At 71.8% G+C, this 14,455-nt stretch carries 15 protein-coding genes; 9 read left to right on the top strand and 6 right to left on the bottom strand.

Annotated features, from left to right (window positions below; genetic code table 11):
* Nucleotides 1-19 precede the first annotated feature (19 nt).
* Nucleotides 20-1,009, top strand: coding sequence for a DMT family transporter (locus tag GWK25_RS17260; protein ID WP_215451087.1), 990 nt, complete (start codon nt 20-22; stop codon nt 1,007-1,009).
* A gap of 118 nt (nt 1,010-1,127) precedes the next feature.
* On the opposite strand, the gene GWK25_RS17255 is transcribed toward GWK25_RS17260, so the two are convergent.
* Nucleotides 1,128-2,459, bottom strand: coding sequence for an aminotransferase class I/II-fold pyridoxal phosphate-dependent enzyme (locus GWK25_RS17255; RefSeq protein ID WP_215451086.1), 1,332 nt, complete (start codon nt 2,457-2,459; stop codon nt 1,128-1,130).
* 35 nt (nt 2,460-2,494) lie between these two features.
* On the opposite strand from GWK25_RS17255, the gene GWK25_RS17250 reads away from it, so the two are divergent.
* Nucleotides 2,495-3,196, top strand: a complete 702-nt coding sequence (locus tag GWK25_RS17250; protein ID WP_215451085.1) for a pyridoxamine 5'-phosphate oxidase family protein — start codon at nt 2,495-2,497, stop codon at nt 3,194-3,196.
* 138 nt (nt 3,197-3,334) lie between these two features.
* Here GWK25_RS17250 and GWK25_RS17245 read toward each other — a convergent pair whose 3' ends face one another.
* Nucleotides 3,335-4,342 (bottom strand): DMT family transporter, encoded by a 1,008-nt coding sequence (locus tag GWK25_RS17245; RefSeq protein WP_215451084.1) that lies wholly within the window; start codon nt 4,340-4,342, stop codon nt 3,335-3,337.
* A 75-nt stretch (nt 4,343-4,417) separates the two neighbouring features.
* A complete protein-coding gene (locus GWK25_RS17240) occupies nt 4,418-4,930 on the bottom strand; it encodes a Clp protease N-terminal domain-containing protein (protein ID WP_215457405.1) in 513 nt (170 codons plus the stop codon).
* Nucleotides 4,931-5,140: 210 nt separating this feature from the next.
* Between GWK25_RS17240 and GWK25_RS17235 the strand changes: the two genes are divergently transcribed.
* On the top strand, nt 5,141-5,329 hold the full coding sequence (locus GWK25_RS17235) for a hypothetical protein (protein ID WP_215451083.1): 189 nt from the start codon (nt 5,141-5,143) through the stop codon (nt 5,327-5,329).
* Nucleotides 5,330-5,440: 111 nt separating this feature from the next.
* A complete protein-coding gene (locus tag GWK25_RS17230) occupies nt 5,441-5,869 on the top strand; it encodes an SRPBCC family protein (protein ID WP_215451082.1) in 429 nt (142 codons plus the stop codon).
* A 95-nt stretch (nt 5,870-5,964) separates the two neighbouring features.
* Here the strand turns inward: GWK25_RS17230 and GWK25_RS17225 are convergent, their stop codons facing one another.
* Nucleotides 5,965-6,603 (bottom strand): PadR family transcriptional regulator, encoded by a 639-nt coding sequence (locus GWK25_RS17225; protein ID WP_374200616.1) that lies wholly within the window; start codon nt 6,601-6,603, stop codon nt 5,965-5,967.
* A 269-nt stretch (nt 6,604-6,872) separates the two neighbouring features.
* On the opposite strand from GWK25_RS17225, the gene GWK25_RS17220 reads away from it, so the two are divergent.
* The 3 genes from GWK25_RS17220 to GWK25_RS17210 all read left to right on the top strand — a co-directional run bounded on the left by GWK25_RS17220 (nt 6,873) and on the right by GWK25_RS17210 (nt 10,140).
* Nucleotides 6,873-8,093, top strand: a complete 1,221-nt coding sequence (locus GWK25_RS17220; RefSeq protein ID WP_215451080.1) for a metallophosphoesterase — start codon at nt 6,873-6,875, stop codon at nt 8,091-8,093.
* 173 nt (nt 8,094-8,266) lie between these two features.
* Entirely contained in the window at nt 8,267-9,046 is a 780-nt protein-coding gene (locus GWK25_RS17215; RefSeq protein ID WP_215451079.1) for an SDR family NAD(P)-dependent oxidoreductase, read from the top strand.
* Between the two features lie 284 nt (nt 9,047-9,330).
* Nucleotides 9,331-10,140 (top strand): PhzF family phenazine biosynthesis protein, encoded by an 810-nt coding sequence (locus tag GWK25_RS17210; protein ID WP_215451078.1) that lies wholly within the window; start codon nt 9,331-9,333, stop codon nt 10,138-10,140.
* Nucleotides 10,141-10,174: 34 nt separating this feature from the next.
* On the opposite strand, the gene GWK25_RS17205 is transcribed toward GWK25_RS17210, so the two are convergent.
* Both GWK25_RS17205 and GWK25_RS17200 read right to left on the bottom strand, forming a co-directional pair.
* Nucleotides 10,175-10,975, bottom strand: a complete 801-nt coding sequence (locus tag GWK25_RS17205; protein WP_215451077.1) for a CPBP family intramembrane glutamic endopeptidase — start codon at nt 10,973-10,975, stop codon at nt 10,175-10,177.
* 185 nt (nt 10,976-11,160) lie between these two features.
* Nucleotides 11,161-12,675 (bottom strand): glutamate--cysteine ligase, encoded by a 1,515-nt coding sequence (locus GWK25_RS17200; RefSeq protein ID WP_215451076.1) that lies wholly within the window; start codon nt 12,673-12,675, stop codon nt 11,161-11,163.
* A gap of 569 nt (nt 12,676-13,244) precedes the next feature.
* Here GWK25_RS17200 and GWK25_RS17195 point away from each other — a divergent pair.
* Together GWK25_RS17195 and GWK25_RS17190 are read left to right on the top strand one after the other, a co-directional pair.
* On the top strand, nt 13,245-13,829 hold the full coding sequence (locus GWK25_RS17195) for a hypothetical protein (protein WP_215451075.1): 585 nt from the start codon (nt 13,245-13,247) through the stop codon (nt 13,827-13,829).
* Between the two features lie 408 nt (nt 13,830-14,237).
* Entirely contained in the window at nt 14,238-14,438 is a 201-nt protein-coding gene (locus tag GWK25_RS17190) for a DUF5999 family protein (RefSeq protein WP_086756025.1), read from the top strand.
* Nucleotides 14,439-14,455 lie beyond the last annotated feature (17 nt).

The raw sequence follows: 14,455 nt of genomic DNA, 5'->3' as shown, positions 1-14,455 counted from the left end.
CGGGCGCCATCGTGGGCGCATGACCACCGCCACGCCCGCCCGAGCCGCCGCCGGCCGTGCCCCTGACCGTTCCCGCGCCGCCGTCGACTGGCGGCTGCGCTTCGCCTTCCTCTCCCTCGTCTGGGGCTTCAGCTTCCTTCTGATCAAGGTGGGCACACAGGCGTACGCACCCTTCCAGGTCACCTTGGGGCGGCTGCTGTTCGGCACCCTGGTCCTCGCGGGTGCGATGGCGGTGAGTCGGGAGCGGCTGCCGCGCGGCGCCCGCACGTGGGGTCACCTCACCGTGGCCGCGTTCTTCCTCAACGCCCTGCCGTTCTCCCTGTTCGCCTACGCGGAGCTGACCGTCCCGTCCACGCTGGCGGGCATCTGCAACGCGACCTCGCCCCTGTGGGGCATGGCGCTCTCCCTGGTCGCGCTCTCCGAGGACCGCCCCACCCGGGTGCGGGTCGCCGGTCTCGGCCTCGGGTTCCTCGGAGTCCTCACCGTGCTCGGCGCCTGGCAGGGCTTTCAGGGCGTGGACGCCACGGGCACCGCGCTGGCGCTGCTGGCCTCCCTCAGCTATCCCGTCGGCTGGATCTACGTCCGCCGCACCCTGGCCGGCACCACCGCGTCGCACCTCTCCCTCACCGGCGCCCAACTACTGCTGGCCACCGCGCAACTGGCCTTCGTCACCCCGCTGTTCACGAGCGTGCCGAGCAGTTTCCCGATACTGCCCCTGCTGGCGGTCGTCGCACTGGGCACCCTGGGCACGGGGGTCGCGATGCTCGTCCAGTACGGGCTCGTCTCCGAGGTCGGCCCGACGACGGCCCAGATGGTCACCTACTTCATCCCGGTCATCGCCACGGCCGCCGGCGTCGCGCTCCTCGGCGAGTCCCTGACGTGGTCGACCCCGGTCGGCGCGGCGATCGTCCTGGCGGGGGCGGCACTGACACAGGCCGGACCGCGCACCGGATCCGGCGGGGAGCCGGGCGTCCCGGCGGACGCGCCTCGCCCACGCCGCCGCCCGTGACGTCACACGTACACGACTCGCGTCCCGACCGCCGTGCCGTCACACGCATCCCGCTCGCGCCCCGACCGCCGTGCCGTCACACGCATCCCGCTCGCGTCCCTACCACCGTGCCCTGACCTCACACGTATCCCACTCCCGCCCCCGGTCCGATCGCCGAGGCCACCGCGTCCGCCAACGTCCCGATCTCCTCCTCGGTGAGGGTGGAGACGGTGATCCGGATCCCCTGCGGGGCGCTCATCCGGAAACGCGCCCCGGGCGCGACAGCCCAACCGGCGTGCAACAGCCGTGCGACCGCGCCGGTCTCGTCCGGCACCCGGATCCACACGTTCATCCCGCTGACCCCGTGCGCCTCCACCCCGCGCCGCGCGAGCGCACCGATCAGCGCGTCCCGCCGCCGCCCGTACGCCCCGGCCACGGCCTCCGCGTCCACCGCGCCGTCGGACCACAGCCGGACGATGGCCCGCTGCACCAGCCGGCTCACCCAGCCGGGCCCCAGCCGCTGCCGGCCCCGCACCCGGTCGACGGTGACCGCGTCACCGGTGAGCACGGCGAGCCGCAGGTCGGGGCCGTACGCCTTGGCGACCGACCGTACGAAGGCCCAGCTGCGGGTTCCCCCGGCGAGCGGATGCAGGGGCTGGTCGACGATCCGGTGGCCGTGGTCGTCCTCGATGAGCAGGGTCTCCGGATGCTCGGCCAGCACGGACCGCAGGGCACGCGCACGAGCGGCGCTCACGACGGCGCCGGTCGGGTTCTGCGCCCGGTCGGTGACGATCAGGGCACGCGCCCCGCCGTCCAGCGCCCCTCGTACGTCGTCGGGGAGCGGCCCCTCGTCGTCGACGCCGACGGGGACGACCCGCAGCCCCAGCGCGGGCACCAGATCGAGCACGCTCCCCCACCCGGGGTCCTCGACGGCGACGGCGTCCCCAGGCTTGAGGTGGACGGCCAGCACCCGCTCGATGGCGTCGAGCGACCCCGAGGTGACGGCGACGGGCCCGTCCGGCACGCCGTCGGCGTCCAGGTCGGCCCGCGCGATCCGCGCCAGTTCGGGCTCCACCGCCGCCGCCCCGTAGAGGACCGGTTCCCGGTCGCCCTGCCCGGCGGCGGCCGCGAACGCCTCCGCAAGGCGCGGGAGCAGCGCCGGATCGGGATTGCCGTCGGCGAGGTCCCGCACACCGTCGGGGACCTCGACCCGGATGTACTCCCGTCCCGTCGTCGCCGGCCGAGACCGCACACGACTGCCCCGGCGCCCCGCGGTCTCGATGACCCCGCGCTCCCGGAGCGTGCGATACGCAGCCGCGACGGTGTTGGGATTCACGCCGAGCCGGTCCGCCAACTCCCGCATGGGCGGCAGCAGTTGACCGGGTTCCAGCCCGCCCTCCGCCACCGCCTGCTCGACGCTCGCCGCAATCTCGACTGCACGTCGACCAGCGATCAGGTATTCTCCTAGCACAAATCTAATTATGCACTAGTGCAATGGAGAGCGCAATGACGGGGACCGAGCGGCCGACGACACCGGAGCCGACGACACCACCGCCCGCCGCCTACACCCCCACCGAGCGCACCGTCCCCACCCGGGCCGCCCAGAAGGCCTCGTACGACAGGGAGTTGGTGCACGCGATACTCGACGAGGGGTACGTCTGCCATCTCGGCTTCGTCCGCGACGGCGCCCCGGTGGTGCTGCCGACGCTGTACGGCCGCGTCGGCGAGACGCTCTATGTGCACGGCTCGACGGGCTCGCGGCCACTGCGGATGACAGGCCAGGCCGACCCGGGCCTCCCGGTGTGCCTGACGGTCACCCATGTGGACGCGCTGATCCTGGCCCGGTCCGCCTTCCACCACTCGATCAACTACCGGTCGGTGGTGGTGCACGGCACCGCGCACCAGGTGACCGACCCGGAGGAGCGCCGGATCGCCCTGGACGCGCTGGTCGACCATGTCGTACCGGGCCGATCGCGGGACTCCCGGCCCGCCGACCGCAAGGAGTTCGCGGCCACGGCCGTGATCCGCCTCGACCTGAACGAGGTCTCGGCCAAGACCCGCACCGGCGGCGTCAACGACGAGCCCGAGGACCTCACACTCCCCCACTGGGCCGGCGTCGTCCCCCTCCGCAAGGGCTACGGAACCCCGATCCCGGATCCCGGCCTGGCCCCGGGCACCGAACTCCCGGCCTACCTCAAATCCCTGTAGCCACCGGCGAACCCGCGCCCCTGACCCGCGCCCCAAGGGGCGCGGGGAACTGCGCGAGCAACCACAACGGGCCCGCACCCCGCGGACGTCAGGCCCCGAACCGCCTCAACGGCCGCATCTCACCGGACCCTGGCCACCTCATCGCCCCCGGCCCACCGACACCTCGGCCCCCACCCCTTCCCCACCGGACGCCACCTTCCTCGGCGCCCTCCTGCCCGGCGCGGACCGCTGCGCGACGAACGCCCCGGCCAGCACGACCAGCCCGCCGACGATCTGCGCCGCGCCCAGGTGCTCACCCAGCAGCACCCACGCGAGCACGGTCGCCACCACCGCCTCCAGGCACCCCACCACCCCGGCCACCTGGGGAGACAACCGCCGTACGGCCACCACTCCGGTCACATACGCGAGCACCGTGGCGATCAGCACCACCCACCCGAGCAGCACCCACGCCGGAACGGCCGTCCCGTCCATCACCGCGGTGCCCCCGAGCACCGCCCACTCCATCCCCCACGGCCGGGCCACCACCGTGAGCACGGCCGCCCCCACCAGCAGTCCGTAGGCGATCACGCCGAGCGGGTCCGGTGCCTCGGCCCCGGCCTCGCTCCCCTGGTCGGACAGCACGAAGTACCCGGCCTGACAACAGGCGGCGCCGAGCGCCAGCAGCAGCCCCAGCGGATCGAAGCTCAGCCCGGACCAGATCTCGACGACGCAGGCGAGGCCCCCTACCGCGAGGACGACCCCGACCGCCGCCGCCCGGGTCACCGGCCGCCGCTGCACGAATCGCACCCACCCGAGGACGAGCGCCGGGCCGAGGTACTCCACGAGCAGGGCGACTCCGACGGGGATGCGGGAGATCGACGCGAAGTAGAAGGCCTGCACACCGGCCACGGCGAACAGTCCGAAACCGACGAGCAGCGCGGGCCGCCGCCACACCAGGTCCCTGTGCCGGACAGCCAACGGCAGCATCACCAGCGCGGCGCCGACGACGCGCAGCCACACCACGTGCAACGGATCGAGCCCCGCCTCGATGAGCGGCTTGGCCGCCGTGCCCGACCCGCCGAATGCGACGGCGGACCCGAGCGCGAGCACCAGCCCGACACCCCGACCGCGTTGTCCGTGACTCCTCTGAGACGTATGCACCGGCACATGATGGCAGCCGACGACAGGAGCGTCACCCTCATTGACACCTGTCTCACCGACTGGACCGCGGCCCACCTGGCGTCAGAGGGCCTCGCCCGTCCGCACGACCCGCCGAGCCACGGCCCCGACGTCGACACCCACGGCGGCCAGCACCTCCACGGCCCGCGAACCGGTGGCCGCGACCAGCGCGGCGAGCAGGTCCACACCATGGGCCGACCGCTCACCCCGTCGCACGGCACGGTCGTACGCCTGACCCATCGCGCGGGCCGCGACCGGCGACCAGCCGGGCGTGCCCGGCGCACCCGGGAGGGCTCCGGCGTCCTCGACCCCGATCTGCCAGCGCAGCCCGTAGCCGATGCTGCGCTGCACCAGATAGCCGAGCAGCCGGGCGACCTGCGGTCCGTCGAAGAGGGCGCGGACGTCGGGGTCGGACTCCAGGAGCGTGTGCAGCAGATGGGCGGTGTCGATCTGCCGGTCCCCGTCCCGGAGGGCCCGTCTGCGCGCGGCGGCGATCACCGAGGCCAGCTCGTCCGTGAGCCTGCCCTCGATCTCCACGTGGTCCGGACCATGATCTACGGCCGACTGCCGGGGCATAGGGGGTCGCACGCCCTCCACCCCATCAGGCCCACCACCCCCGGGTCATCCACGACAGGAAGCATCTTCGTGTCCCACACAGGTTGCGCAGGAAGGACCCGCTTCTCCTCCCTGGGGATGAGACAGGGCCGTGCACACCCCAGGGGCGCGCGGCTTTTCGCGCCGCGCCCCGCACGCAACCGCATGGCACCGGCGCTCGTCCCTCACCCCATGGAGAGCGGGTGCTGGCTGGTGACCCTGCCGGCGATCGACGGCAGACAGTACGTGTACCGGGTGTACGCCCCCGAGACGGCGTTGCCCGCGGACCTGTTCTGGGAGGCCTGGCACTGCCACGACGAAAGTCATCTGCCCCGCGCATGGGACCTGTTCGACGCGGCGCTGATCCGCCAGGCACCCTAGGCCCCGAACCATCGGCCGGCCCGCCTTTTCTGACGGGTCATCAGTATTGAATGTTCCGGGGCCCGGGGCTACGTTCCGTGACACCACCGTCCGAGACGAAGGGGTTGTCGCATGGCCGATGTCAGCGCGGAGGCACGCATCGAGGCGCCCGCCGAGCAGGTCTGGGCCCGGCTCGTCGACTGGTCCGCGTACGGCGAGTGGAACACGACCCACACCGGCTTCCCCCACGGCGGCCCGCGGACCCTCGAAGTGGGCGGCACCTTCCAGGAGAACCTGAGGCTCATGGGCTTCCCGGCGGAGGTCGAGTGGACCATCGCCGAGCTGGAACCCGCCCGCACCCTGGCCATCCGCGGCAAGGGCCCGATGGCCGTGGACCTCACCACGCGCTACACCCTCACCCCGGACGGCGACGCCACCACGGTCCGCGTCGACGGCCGGTTCACCGGTGCCGCGGTCTCCCTCATGGCGGGCAAGCTCAAGGACTCCGCCACGGCCGCGCTCGACGAGTCCCTGCGCAAACTGGGCGCACTCGTCGCCTGACCGAAGCCCCCCGCTCCCGTGCGCCAGCACATACGGGAGCGCCCCCGGATCACTCCGGGGGCGCTCCCTTGTCTCGCCTCACCCACTCAGCGCTGTCAGTCCTCGTCGGCGAGGATCAGGTACAGCTTCTTGCGGGCTTCGTTGATCACCGTCAGCGCCTTGTCGCGCTGGTCCTTGTCGCCGGTCTTCCAGACCTGGCCGAACGCCTCCATCAGACCGAAGCCGGCCTGCCGGATCTCACTCAGCGCCTCCCAGTCGACCCCGCGCGAGGCCTCTTCCCAAGGAGCCTCGGGCCCCTCCTCGGCCGCGGTGCGACCGGCCTCGGTGAGCGAGAACAGCTTCTTGCCGCCCTCGGTCGCGCTGGCGATCAGCCCCTCGTCCTCCAGCAACTGGAGGGTGGGGTACACCGAGCCGGGGCTGGGCTTCCACGCCCCGCCGCTGCGCTCGGCGATCTCCTGGATCATCTCGTAGCCGTGCATGGGCCTGTCCTTGAGGAGGGCCAGGATCGAGGCACGCACATCGCCCCGCCGCGCCCTTCCCCTGGGTCCGCCTCGGCCACGTCCGCCCCACGGGCCACCACCGAAGGGCCCGAACGGCCCGGGACCACCATGGCCCGGCCCGAACGGCCCGAAGGCGGCACGCAGCGCCTCGCCGTCACCTCGTCCGCGGTGGTGCTCCCCACCGCGTCGCCCATGCCCATGCTCGAATCCGAAGTCCTGTCCACGGGAACGCATTGCCATCACTCCATCCATCGTTGATCTGTCGCGAATCTGTCGCGATGCCTCAACGATATATCGGAACCGATCGAATGACAACACCCCGGACGCGGGGCGGGACGGGGGCCCGCCAGAACGGGGCGCGACAGGCGGTGCGATCCGCCGGACCTCAAGCACCCTGCGCCGACCGTCAGTTCACGAGCGGGGGTCGCACAGCAGTGCGTACACGAGCCCAGGGACGACCGGATACCCTGCGCGAGACAGCAGCATGGCCAGGGAGTGGCAGCGTGACCGACACCAGCAACACCCGACCCGCCGACAGCGACGCGCAAGCTCAGCGGCAGAGCCGACTGCACCGCCTGATGCGCGCTCTCCCGCTGATCGCCCCCGTCCTCCTGTGGACCGTGCCCTGCTGGGTGCTCCTGTTCGCCGGCCAGCACTGGCCGCTGCCGGTCACGGCGGTCGGCACCGCGCTGTTCGTCCTCGGGCTGATCGGCATGCCGCTCGCGATGGCGCGCGGCCACGGGAGACGCCAGCAAGACAGGGCGGCGATCATCGGCGACACCCTGCTCGGCACCAGCTGGGTTCTGTTCACCTGGTCCGTTCTGCTCGGCCTCTTCCTGCGGCTCGCTCTGACCGTGACCGGCGTCGGCGAGAGCCAGGACCGGGCCCGCATCGTCACCTGGGCCGTCCTCGGCACCGCCGCCGCACTCCTCGCCTGGGGATACGTCGAAGCCCGCCGCGTGCCACGTGTGCGCCGTCTCGACGTGCGACTCCCCCGGCTGGGCGCGGGATTGGACGGCCTGCGCGTCGCCCTCATCACCGACACCCATTACGGCCCGCTCGACCGCGCCCGCTGGTCGGCACGGGTGTGCGAGACGGTGAACACCCTGGAAGCGGACCTGGTCTGCCACACCGGCGACATCGCGGACGGCACGGCCGAACGCCGCCGCGCCCAGGCCGCCCCGCTCGCCACCGTGCGGGCCACCCACGCCCGCGTGTACGTCACCGGCAACCACGAGTACTACAGCCAGGCCCAGGGCTGGGTCGACCTGATGGACGAGCTGGGCTGGGAACCGCTGCGCAACCGCCACGTGCTGCTCGAACGAGGCGGCGACACCCTCGTCGTCGCCGGAGTGGACGACGTCACCGCCGAAGCCTCCGGCCTTGCAGGCCACCGCGCCCACCTCACCGGAGCCCTGGACGGCGCCGACCCCGACCTACCCGTCCTGCTCCTGGCCCACCAGCCCAAGTTCATCGACCGGGCGGCAGCGGCCGGCATCGACCTCCAGCTCTCCGGCCACACCCACGGCGGCCAGATCTGGCCCTTCCACCACCTGGTCCGCCTCGACCAGCCCGCCCTCGCCGGTCTCAGCCGGCACGGCACCCGCACCCTCCTCTACACCAGCCGCGGCACCGGCTTCTGGGGCCCGCCATTCCGCGTCTTCGCCCCCAGCGAGATCACCCTGTTGGTACTCCGCTCCCCGCACGCACCGACCTCGATGTAGCTCAGGACGGCCGGCCAGGTCGGCAAGTCCGTCCCGGCTCACCCGCGAACCGCCGGGCCGCAACCCCCGGTGCGCCCCGGCAGGGCCGCGCCCGAGCAGCCGCACACCTCCCGAACCCGCATCCGATCACCCCCGTGCACCGCATCCGCCGACGATCGCCCTAAGGTGCGGGAATGATCTCCGACAGCTACCTCTCCCGACTGTTCTCCCTCGACGGCCGGAAAGCCGTGGTGACAGGCGGCAGTTCCGGCATCGGCAAGGCCATCGCCACGGCACTCGCCCGGGCCGGGGCGAGCGTCGTGATCGTCGCGCGCGGGGAGACGGAACTGGCGGCCACGGTCGAACGGCTGACGGCGGACGGCTGCCGCGCGGCCTGGGTGAGCGGCGACCTCGGCACGCGAGCCGGCGTGCGCGCGGCGGCGGAGCAGGCGACGGAGGCGTTCGGCGAACCCGACATCCTCGTCAACAGCGCCGGCGTCAACCTCCGTCCCCCGCTGAGCGATGTGGGCGAGGACGTGTGGGACACCACGATGGCGGTGAACCTGGACGCGCCCTTCCTGCTGGGTCAGCGCTTCGGGCCCGGCATGGCCGAGCGGGGATACGGACGCATCATCCACATCACCTCCCAGCAGGCGCACCGGGCGTTCGTCCGCAGCGGCGCGTACGGCGTCTCCAAGGGCGCTCTGGAGTCACTGGCCCGCTCGCAGGCCGAGGAGTGGTCACCGCACGGCGTCACCTGCAACACCCTGGTCCCCGGCTTCGTCCCGACCCCGCTCAACACTCGCCTGTCGTCCGACCCGGAGCAGGTGGCGGCGCTCGCCGCCCGCACCCTGACGGGCCGCAACGGTCTCCCCGACGACTTCGCCGGCGCCGCGGTGTTCCTGTCCGGGCGCTCGGCCGGCTACATCACCGGGCAGACGATCTTCGTCGACGGCGGCTTCTCGGTCCACTAGGCGGACCACCGGCTGCCGGGCGGACCCTCGTCCACCAGGCGGGCCCCGTCCACCCCGCGGGCCCGTCCACCCCGCGGACCCGACTACCAGGCCGGCCCGTCAACCCCGCGGGCCCCCTCTGCCAGGTCGAGCCCTGTATGCCCGGCCGCATCCCGTCCACCAGGCGGCATTTCTGCCCACCGGCCCACCGTCCGGCGAAAGTGGCCCATGGGAACCGATCCATCAGTCCACCGTCCCGGAATTGGCCTTGGCCCGTGGCTCCCCGAACCGCCTAGCGTCGTCCCATGCGCATTCGTATCGTCGACGCCTTCACCGACCGCCCCTTCTCCGGCAACCCGGCCGGAGTCCTCCTCCTCGACGCCTTCCCGGACGACGCCTGGCTCCGGAACGTGGCCAGAGAGGTGAACCACGCCGAGACCGCGTTCGCCCACCCCCTCCCGGCGGGCGGCGAAGCCGACTGGGCGCTGCGCTGGTTCACGCCGGTCGCCGAGGTGGCGATGTGCGGCCACGCCACACTGGCCACGGCGCACGTCCTGAACAGCACCCACACCCACGAGGGCCCGGTACGGTTCGCCACGCGCAGCGGCGTCCTCATCGCCACACCCCAGCCGGACGGTTCCCTCACCCTCGACTTCCCGACCGCGCTCCTCACCCCGGTGCCCGTCCCGGACGGCGTCGCGGAGGCCCTGGGCGCTGAGCCGTTGAGCGCCTTCGACACCGGCCCGCAGGTGGGCGACCTGCTGCTGGAGCTGGCCGACGAGAAGACGGTCCTCGGTCTGACCCCCGACCTGCGTTCCCTCGGCCGCTACTCCGAGCGCGGCATCATCGCCACGGCCCGCGCCGAGGACGCCGCCGCCGGCCACGACTACGTCTCGCGCTGCTTCTTCCCGAACATCGGCATCGACGAGGACCCGGTCACGGGCAGCGCCCACACCGCCCTCGCCCCCTTCTGGTCCGCGCGCCTGGGCAGCCCGGATCTCACCGGCCTCCAGGCCTCCCCCCGCTCCGGCCATGTCCGCACAGGACTCCGCGGGGACCGCACCCTGCTCTCCGGCCGCGCGGTCACGGTCATCGACGGCGAACTCCTCGCCTGACAGACGGCCGTCGCCCCCTCCGGCCGCACCCCGCTCACGGCGTGGGCAGCCAGTCCACCCTCCCGGCCAGCAGGCCGTATCCGACGAACGCCCCGATGTCGAGCAGCGAGTGGGCCACCACCAGCGGGCCCACTCGCCCCCACCGCCGGTACAGATAGACGAACACCACGCCCATCACCATGTTGCCGACGAAGCCGCCGATGCCCTGGTAGAGGTGGTAGGAGCCGCGCAGCACCGAACTGGCGGCCAGCGCGCTCCCCGGCGACCAGCCCAGTTGCTGGAGTCGGCGCAGCAGATACCCCACCACGATGACCTCTTCGAGGATCGCGTTCTGGATGGCGGAGAGGATCAGCACGGGGTACTTCCACCACACCTCGGGCAGCGCCTCCGGCACCACGGTGAGGTTGAAGCCGAGGCCGCGTGCCGCCAGGTAGAAGGCGATCCCGGTGCTGCCGATCACCGCGGCGATCGCCGCACCCCGGCCGAGATCGGGCCACGGCTTCGTCCGGTCGAAGCCGAGGGTCCGCAGCCCGGCGCCCTCACGCAGCAGGAAGTGCGCGACCAGCGCGACGGGCACCAGCGCGGTCGTGATGCCGAAGAGCTGCCACGCGAGGTCGAGCCACGGCCGGCCCGGCGCGGCCGAGGCGTTCATGGTGGCCGCCTGGTCCTTGAGCCCACCGGGTTCGGTCACCGATCCGATGAAGCTGATCAGCGCGGACACCCCGCTCGCACCGAGCGAGAGCGCGAGCACGAGGAGCGTCTCGTCCCTCAGAATCCGTCGGCCCGGCCGCTCTCCCGGTACCGCGCCCTCCACCGATTCCGCCTGCCCCTGCACCCACGCCTCCCGTTGTCCGGCCCGCCGAGGGTCCATCATCACCCGCGGCGGTCCGCGACATTCCGTCGGCGTCCCTTCTCAGCGCGCACCCGTACGGTCAGGACACCCGGGAGGCCGGTCCCGGCGACCCAGCCGACCGGACGCGACGCCCGGGAGGCGGCCGACGGCCCGGCGGAGGCCGGCTCTCAGCCCAGCGGCACCGGCTCCGGCAGCCCGACCGGCCAGCTGTGGACCGGTTCCCCGGAGTGCATCAGCTCGCCGTAGCGCCGTGTCGTGGCGGCCAGCGCCTCGTCCCGGCCCAGCCCTTTGGCCAGAGCCCGGTGGAACGTTTCGACCTGCCAGGACGCCCCGTTGGCCCGGCGCCGACAGCGCTCCTCGATCACACCGAGGTAGAAGTCGCGATCGACCGGCTCGACCCCCCACGCGTCCAGCCCCGCCTCGGCGAGCGGCAACAACTCGTCCCGTACCAGGTTCACCGCGTCCACCGGCCCCACCCCGCCGTAGCGCCCGCGCGGCCACTGCAGCCGCGCGTCGATGCCGTGCCGGCATGCCTCGTCGAAGTTGGCTGCGGCTGCTTCGAACGGCAACCGTGTCCAGATCGGCCGCGACTCCTCGGCGAGGGCGCGTACCACGCCGTAGTAGAAGGCGGCGTTGGCGATCACGTCCGTGATGGTCGGCCCGGCGGGCAGTACCCGGTTCTCCACGCGCAGGTGCGGGACCCCGTCGGCGATGCCGTAGACGGGCCGGTTCCAGCGGTAGATCGTGCCGTTGTGCAGGGTGAGTTCGGCGAGAGAGGGCACGCCGCCCGCGTCGAGGACGGCCATCGGGTCCTCCTCGTCGCAGATGGGCAGCAGGGCCGGGAAGAAGCGCAGGTTCTCCTCGAAGAGATCGAACGCCGAGGAGATCCAGCGCTCCCCGAACCAGGTGCGCGGCCTCACCCCTTGGGCCTGCAGTTCGGGCGGCCGGGTGTCGGTCGACTGCTGGAACAGCGGAGGTCGCGACTCGCGCCACAGCTCGTGCCCGAACAGGAACGGCGAGTTGGCGCCGATGGCGACCTGCGCGGCGGCGACCGCCTGGGCGGCGTTCCACACGTCGGCGAACCGGCCCGGGGTGACCTGGAGGTGCAACTGCACCGAGGTGCAGGCCGCTTCGGGCGCGATGGACTTCGAGGTGCAGACGAGCCGCTCCACCCCGTCGATGTCGAGGGTGAAGTCCTCACCCCGGGCAGCGACGATCTGGTCGTTGAGCAAGGTGTAGCGGTCGCCCGCGGAGAGGTTCGAGGAGACCAGGTCGTCCCGGCCCAGGGTCGGCAGAATGCCGATCATCACGATTCCGGCGCCGACTTCGATCGCCTTGCGGTCGGCATACGCGAGGGAGGTGCGCAGCTCCTCGGAAAGCTGGTCGAATACCCTGCCGCCGAGCCGGTGTGGAGCAATGTTGACTTCCAGGTTGAACATGGCGAGTTCTGTTTGGAAATCTCGGCTCGCAATCCGCTCCAGTACTTGCGCATTCATCATTCTGGGCAGCCCGTCACCGTCGACGAGGTTCAGCTCGATCTCCACGCCCATCAGGTTCTTGGGGCGATCGAAGCGCTTCTCCTCCAGCAGCCGCGCCAGCCCCGCCAGGCACTGCCTCAACTTGTCGCGGTACTGCTGGCGATCGGAGAGGCCGAACGGCCCCGCCACGACCTTCTCTCCCATCTAGGGGTCCCTCCTTGGATGGGCAGGCCGACGATCCGGCCACTGCTGTCTCGGGTCCACGAATGATGATGCCCCGGTGGAGCCGCTGATAACGTCCCGGCCGCGACCTGCGCACGCTAGGCTGAACGCCGGTCACCTACGACACTATTCACTCGGCGTGCTTCTGGCACATTCAGCAGGCATGAAAGAGCACGCGCTTTCCACCTGTTGTGTTTCGTGAAAAGCGCCGACGAGAACAGGCCGTCCACTACGTGCCGGTATTACGAGGCCACCGGCGGTCCCCGCTGAAAAAGCGGGTCGACGGACAGCTCCCGGCGACCTGATACCGCCTTGTTCTTCATATGAGGAACGGCTAGACGAAACCTTGTGTGAACACGTGTCGTATAAACTCTGCAAACGAGGCTGAGAGCGGCACTCGCGGTCCTCGGTCCCGCCGTCAGTCCACGCGCGGCGGACCCACCCACGCACCCGGACCCCGGGCACCCGTCTCTCCGATCCCCGCGAGCTGACAGCGCCGTCCGCCACGGCCCTCGCGCCACCGTGCCTGTCGAATGGAGAGGCGACCCACCATGCCGCTGCATGTCCCCCCGGCTCCCGCGCCCGCCCTGCGCACCGTCCTCATGGCACTCGGTTCTCCCACCGCCGTCCACGAGGCGCGTACTCCGTCGCTGAAGAACGCCTCGGGCCCCGCCACACCCGAACTTCCGTTGCCCGTCCACGTCCTCGACCGGATCACCCCGGAGGGCACGGGCACCGCCCGGCTCACCGGATGGCGGTTCCTGATCCGCTGCGGCGACCGCGCCGTGGCCGCCGCCGAGACCCGGCTGACCCCGGACGGCTGGGTGTTCTCGCACTTCTTCGAGGGCCCGTACATCGCCTCCACCGAGCTCGCCCTGCGCCAGGCCGAGGTCATGCAGCTGCCCTACCAGCCACGCCTGCTGTCCGTGCCCGAGCTGTACATGCTCACGCTGTGGCTGCACGCCGACCCCACCGCCGACGGCGCCTGCGGCCACCCGGCCCCGGACGACCTGCTGGTCCCCCTGGCGCCGGCCCCGCCCGGTATCGCCGCCCACCGCCCGCACCGGGCCGCCGATCTCCTCCCGGTGCTGACCACCCGGCTCACGCCCGCACCCCTGATGGGATCACCCGCCTGAACCAAGGCCGACTCGCCTCTTCGCACCGCCCGCGCCCCGCTGCCGATTCCCCGGCGGCGGGGCGCTCGTTTTCCCTCTGCCCCTCACCGAGAATGCGCGCTCTTTCGGGCAGCATTACGCTCGTACGAGCTATTCGCTCGCTATCCCACCACCTGACTAGCCCCATCCGACCATGGCGAACCACCCGAAGGGACAGGGGGGCGGGGATGAACCGTCCGCGCGAGGGACGCGTCATCAATCTGTGAAGAAGCCGTGCTGTGAAATGCCTGCGGATTGACGCCCGTGGGGCAACACTGGGACCGGACCGATTTATCACAACGGGGGGCGGCCATGAACGAGGCTTCAAGCCGCGGGTCGGACAAACCAACTGACTCAGACCACACGACAAGCCGAAAGATCCCAACAACCATGTGCCAGCACCAGCCACTGTGCCCGACAGCCGAGTCCGCCGACCGGGAGGGCGCCCGACTCGTGGCGCACCACCCGGAGCAGGGATGGAGCCTGCTCTGCAACGGCGTTCTGCTCTTCGAGGACACCGGTGAGCTCCTGCCGGACGGCCAGATCATCGCACCGCACCGCCCCATGGGCAGCGTGGTGACAGCCGCCTGAGCCGCACAGACGTGCGC

It is taken from the genome of Streptomyces sp. ATCC 21386, assembly GCF_018728545.1.
Taxonomy (GTDB): Bacteria; Actinomycetota; Actinomycetes; order Streptomycetales; family Streptomycetaceae; genus Streptomyces.
The sequence above is the reverse complement of the archived record's forward strand: the minus strand, read 5'-3'. Positions and strand labels throughout refer to the sequence as shown.

What these genes read in the sequence shown, in the direction of transcription:
- GWK25_RS17250 (WP_215451085.1), top strand. Translation starts at nt 2,495, where the DNA reads ATGACGGGGACCGAGCGGCCGACGACACCGGAGCCGACGACACCACCG.
- GWK25_RS17230 (WP_215451082.1), top strand. Translation starts at nt 5,441, where the DNA reads ATGGCCGATGTCAGCGCGGAGGCACGCATCGAGGCGCCCGCCGAGCAG.
- GWK25_RS17235 (WP_215451083.1), top strand. Translation starts at nt 5,141, where the DNA reads ATGGAGAGCGGGTGCTGGCTGGTGACCCTGCCGGCGATCGACGGCAGA.
- GWK25_RS17195 (WP_215451075.1), top strand. Translation starts at nt 13,245, where the DNA reads ATGCCGCTGCATGTCCCCCCGGCTCCCGCGCCCGCCCTGCGCACCGTC.
- GWK25_RS17190 (WP_086756025.1), top strand. Translation starts at nt 14,238, where the DNA reads ATGTGCCAGCACCAGCCACTGTGCCCGACAGCCGAGTCCGCCGACCGG.
- GWK25_RS17200 (WP_215451076.1), bottom strand. Translation starts at nt 12,675, where the DNA reads ATGGGAGAGAAGGTCGTGGCGGGGCCGTTCGGCCTCTCCGATCGCCAG.
- GWK25_RS17210 (WP_215451078.1), top strand. Translation starts at nt 9,331, where the DNA reads ATGCGCATTCGTATCGTCGACGCCTTCACCGACCGCCCCTTCTCCGGC.
- GWK25_RS17240 (WP_215457405.1), bottom strand. Translation starts at nt 4,930, where the DNA reads ATGCCCCGGCAGTCGGCCGTAGATCATGGTCCGGACCACGTGGAGATC.
- GWK25_RS17225 (WP_374200616.1), bottom strand. Translation starts at nt 6,603, where the DNA reads ATGCGTTCCCGTGGACAGGACTTCGGATTCGAGCATGGGCATGGGCGA.
- GWK25_RS17215 (WP_215451079.1), top strand. Translation starts at nt 8,267, where the DNA reads ATGATCTCCGACAGCTACCTCTCCCGACTGTTCTCCCTCGACGGCCGG.
- GWK25_RS17260 (WP_215451087.1), top strand. Translation starts at nt 20, where the DNA reads ATGACCACCGCCACGCCCGCCCGAGCCGCCGCCGGCCGTGCCCCTGAC.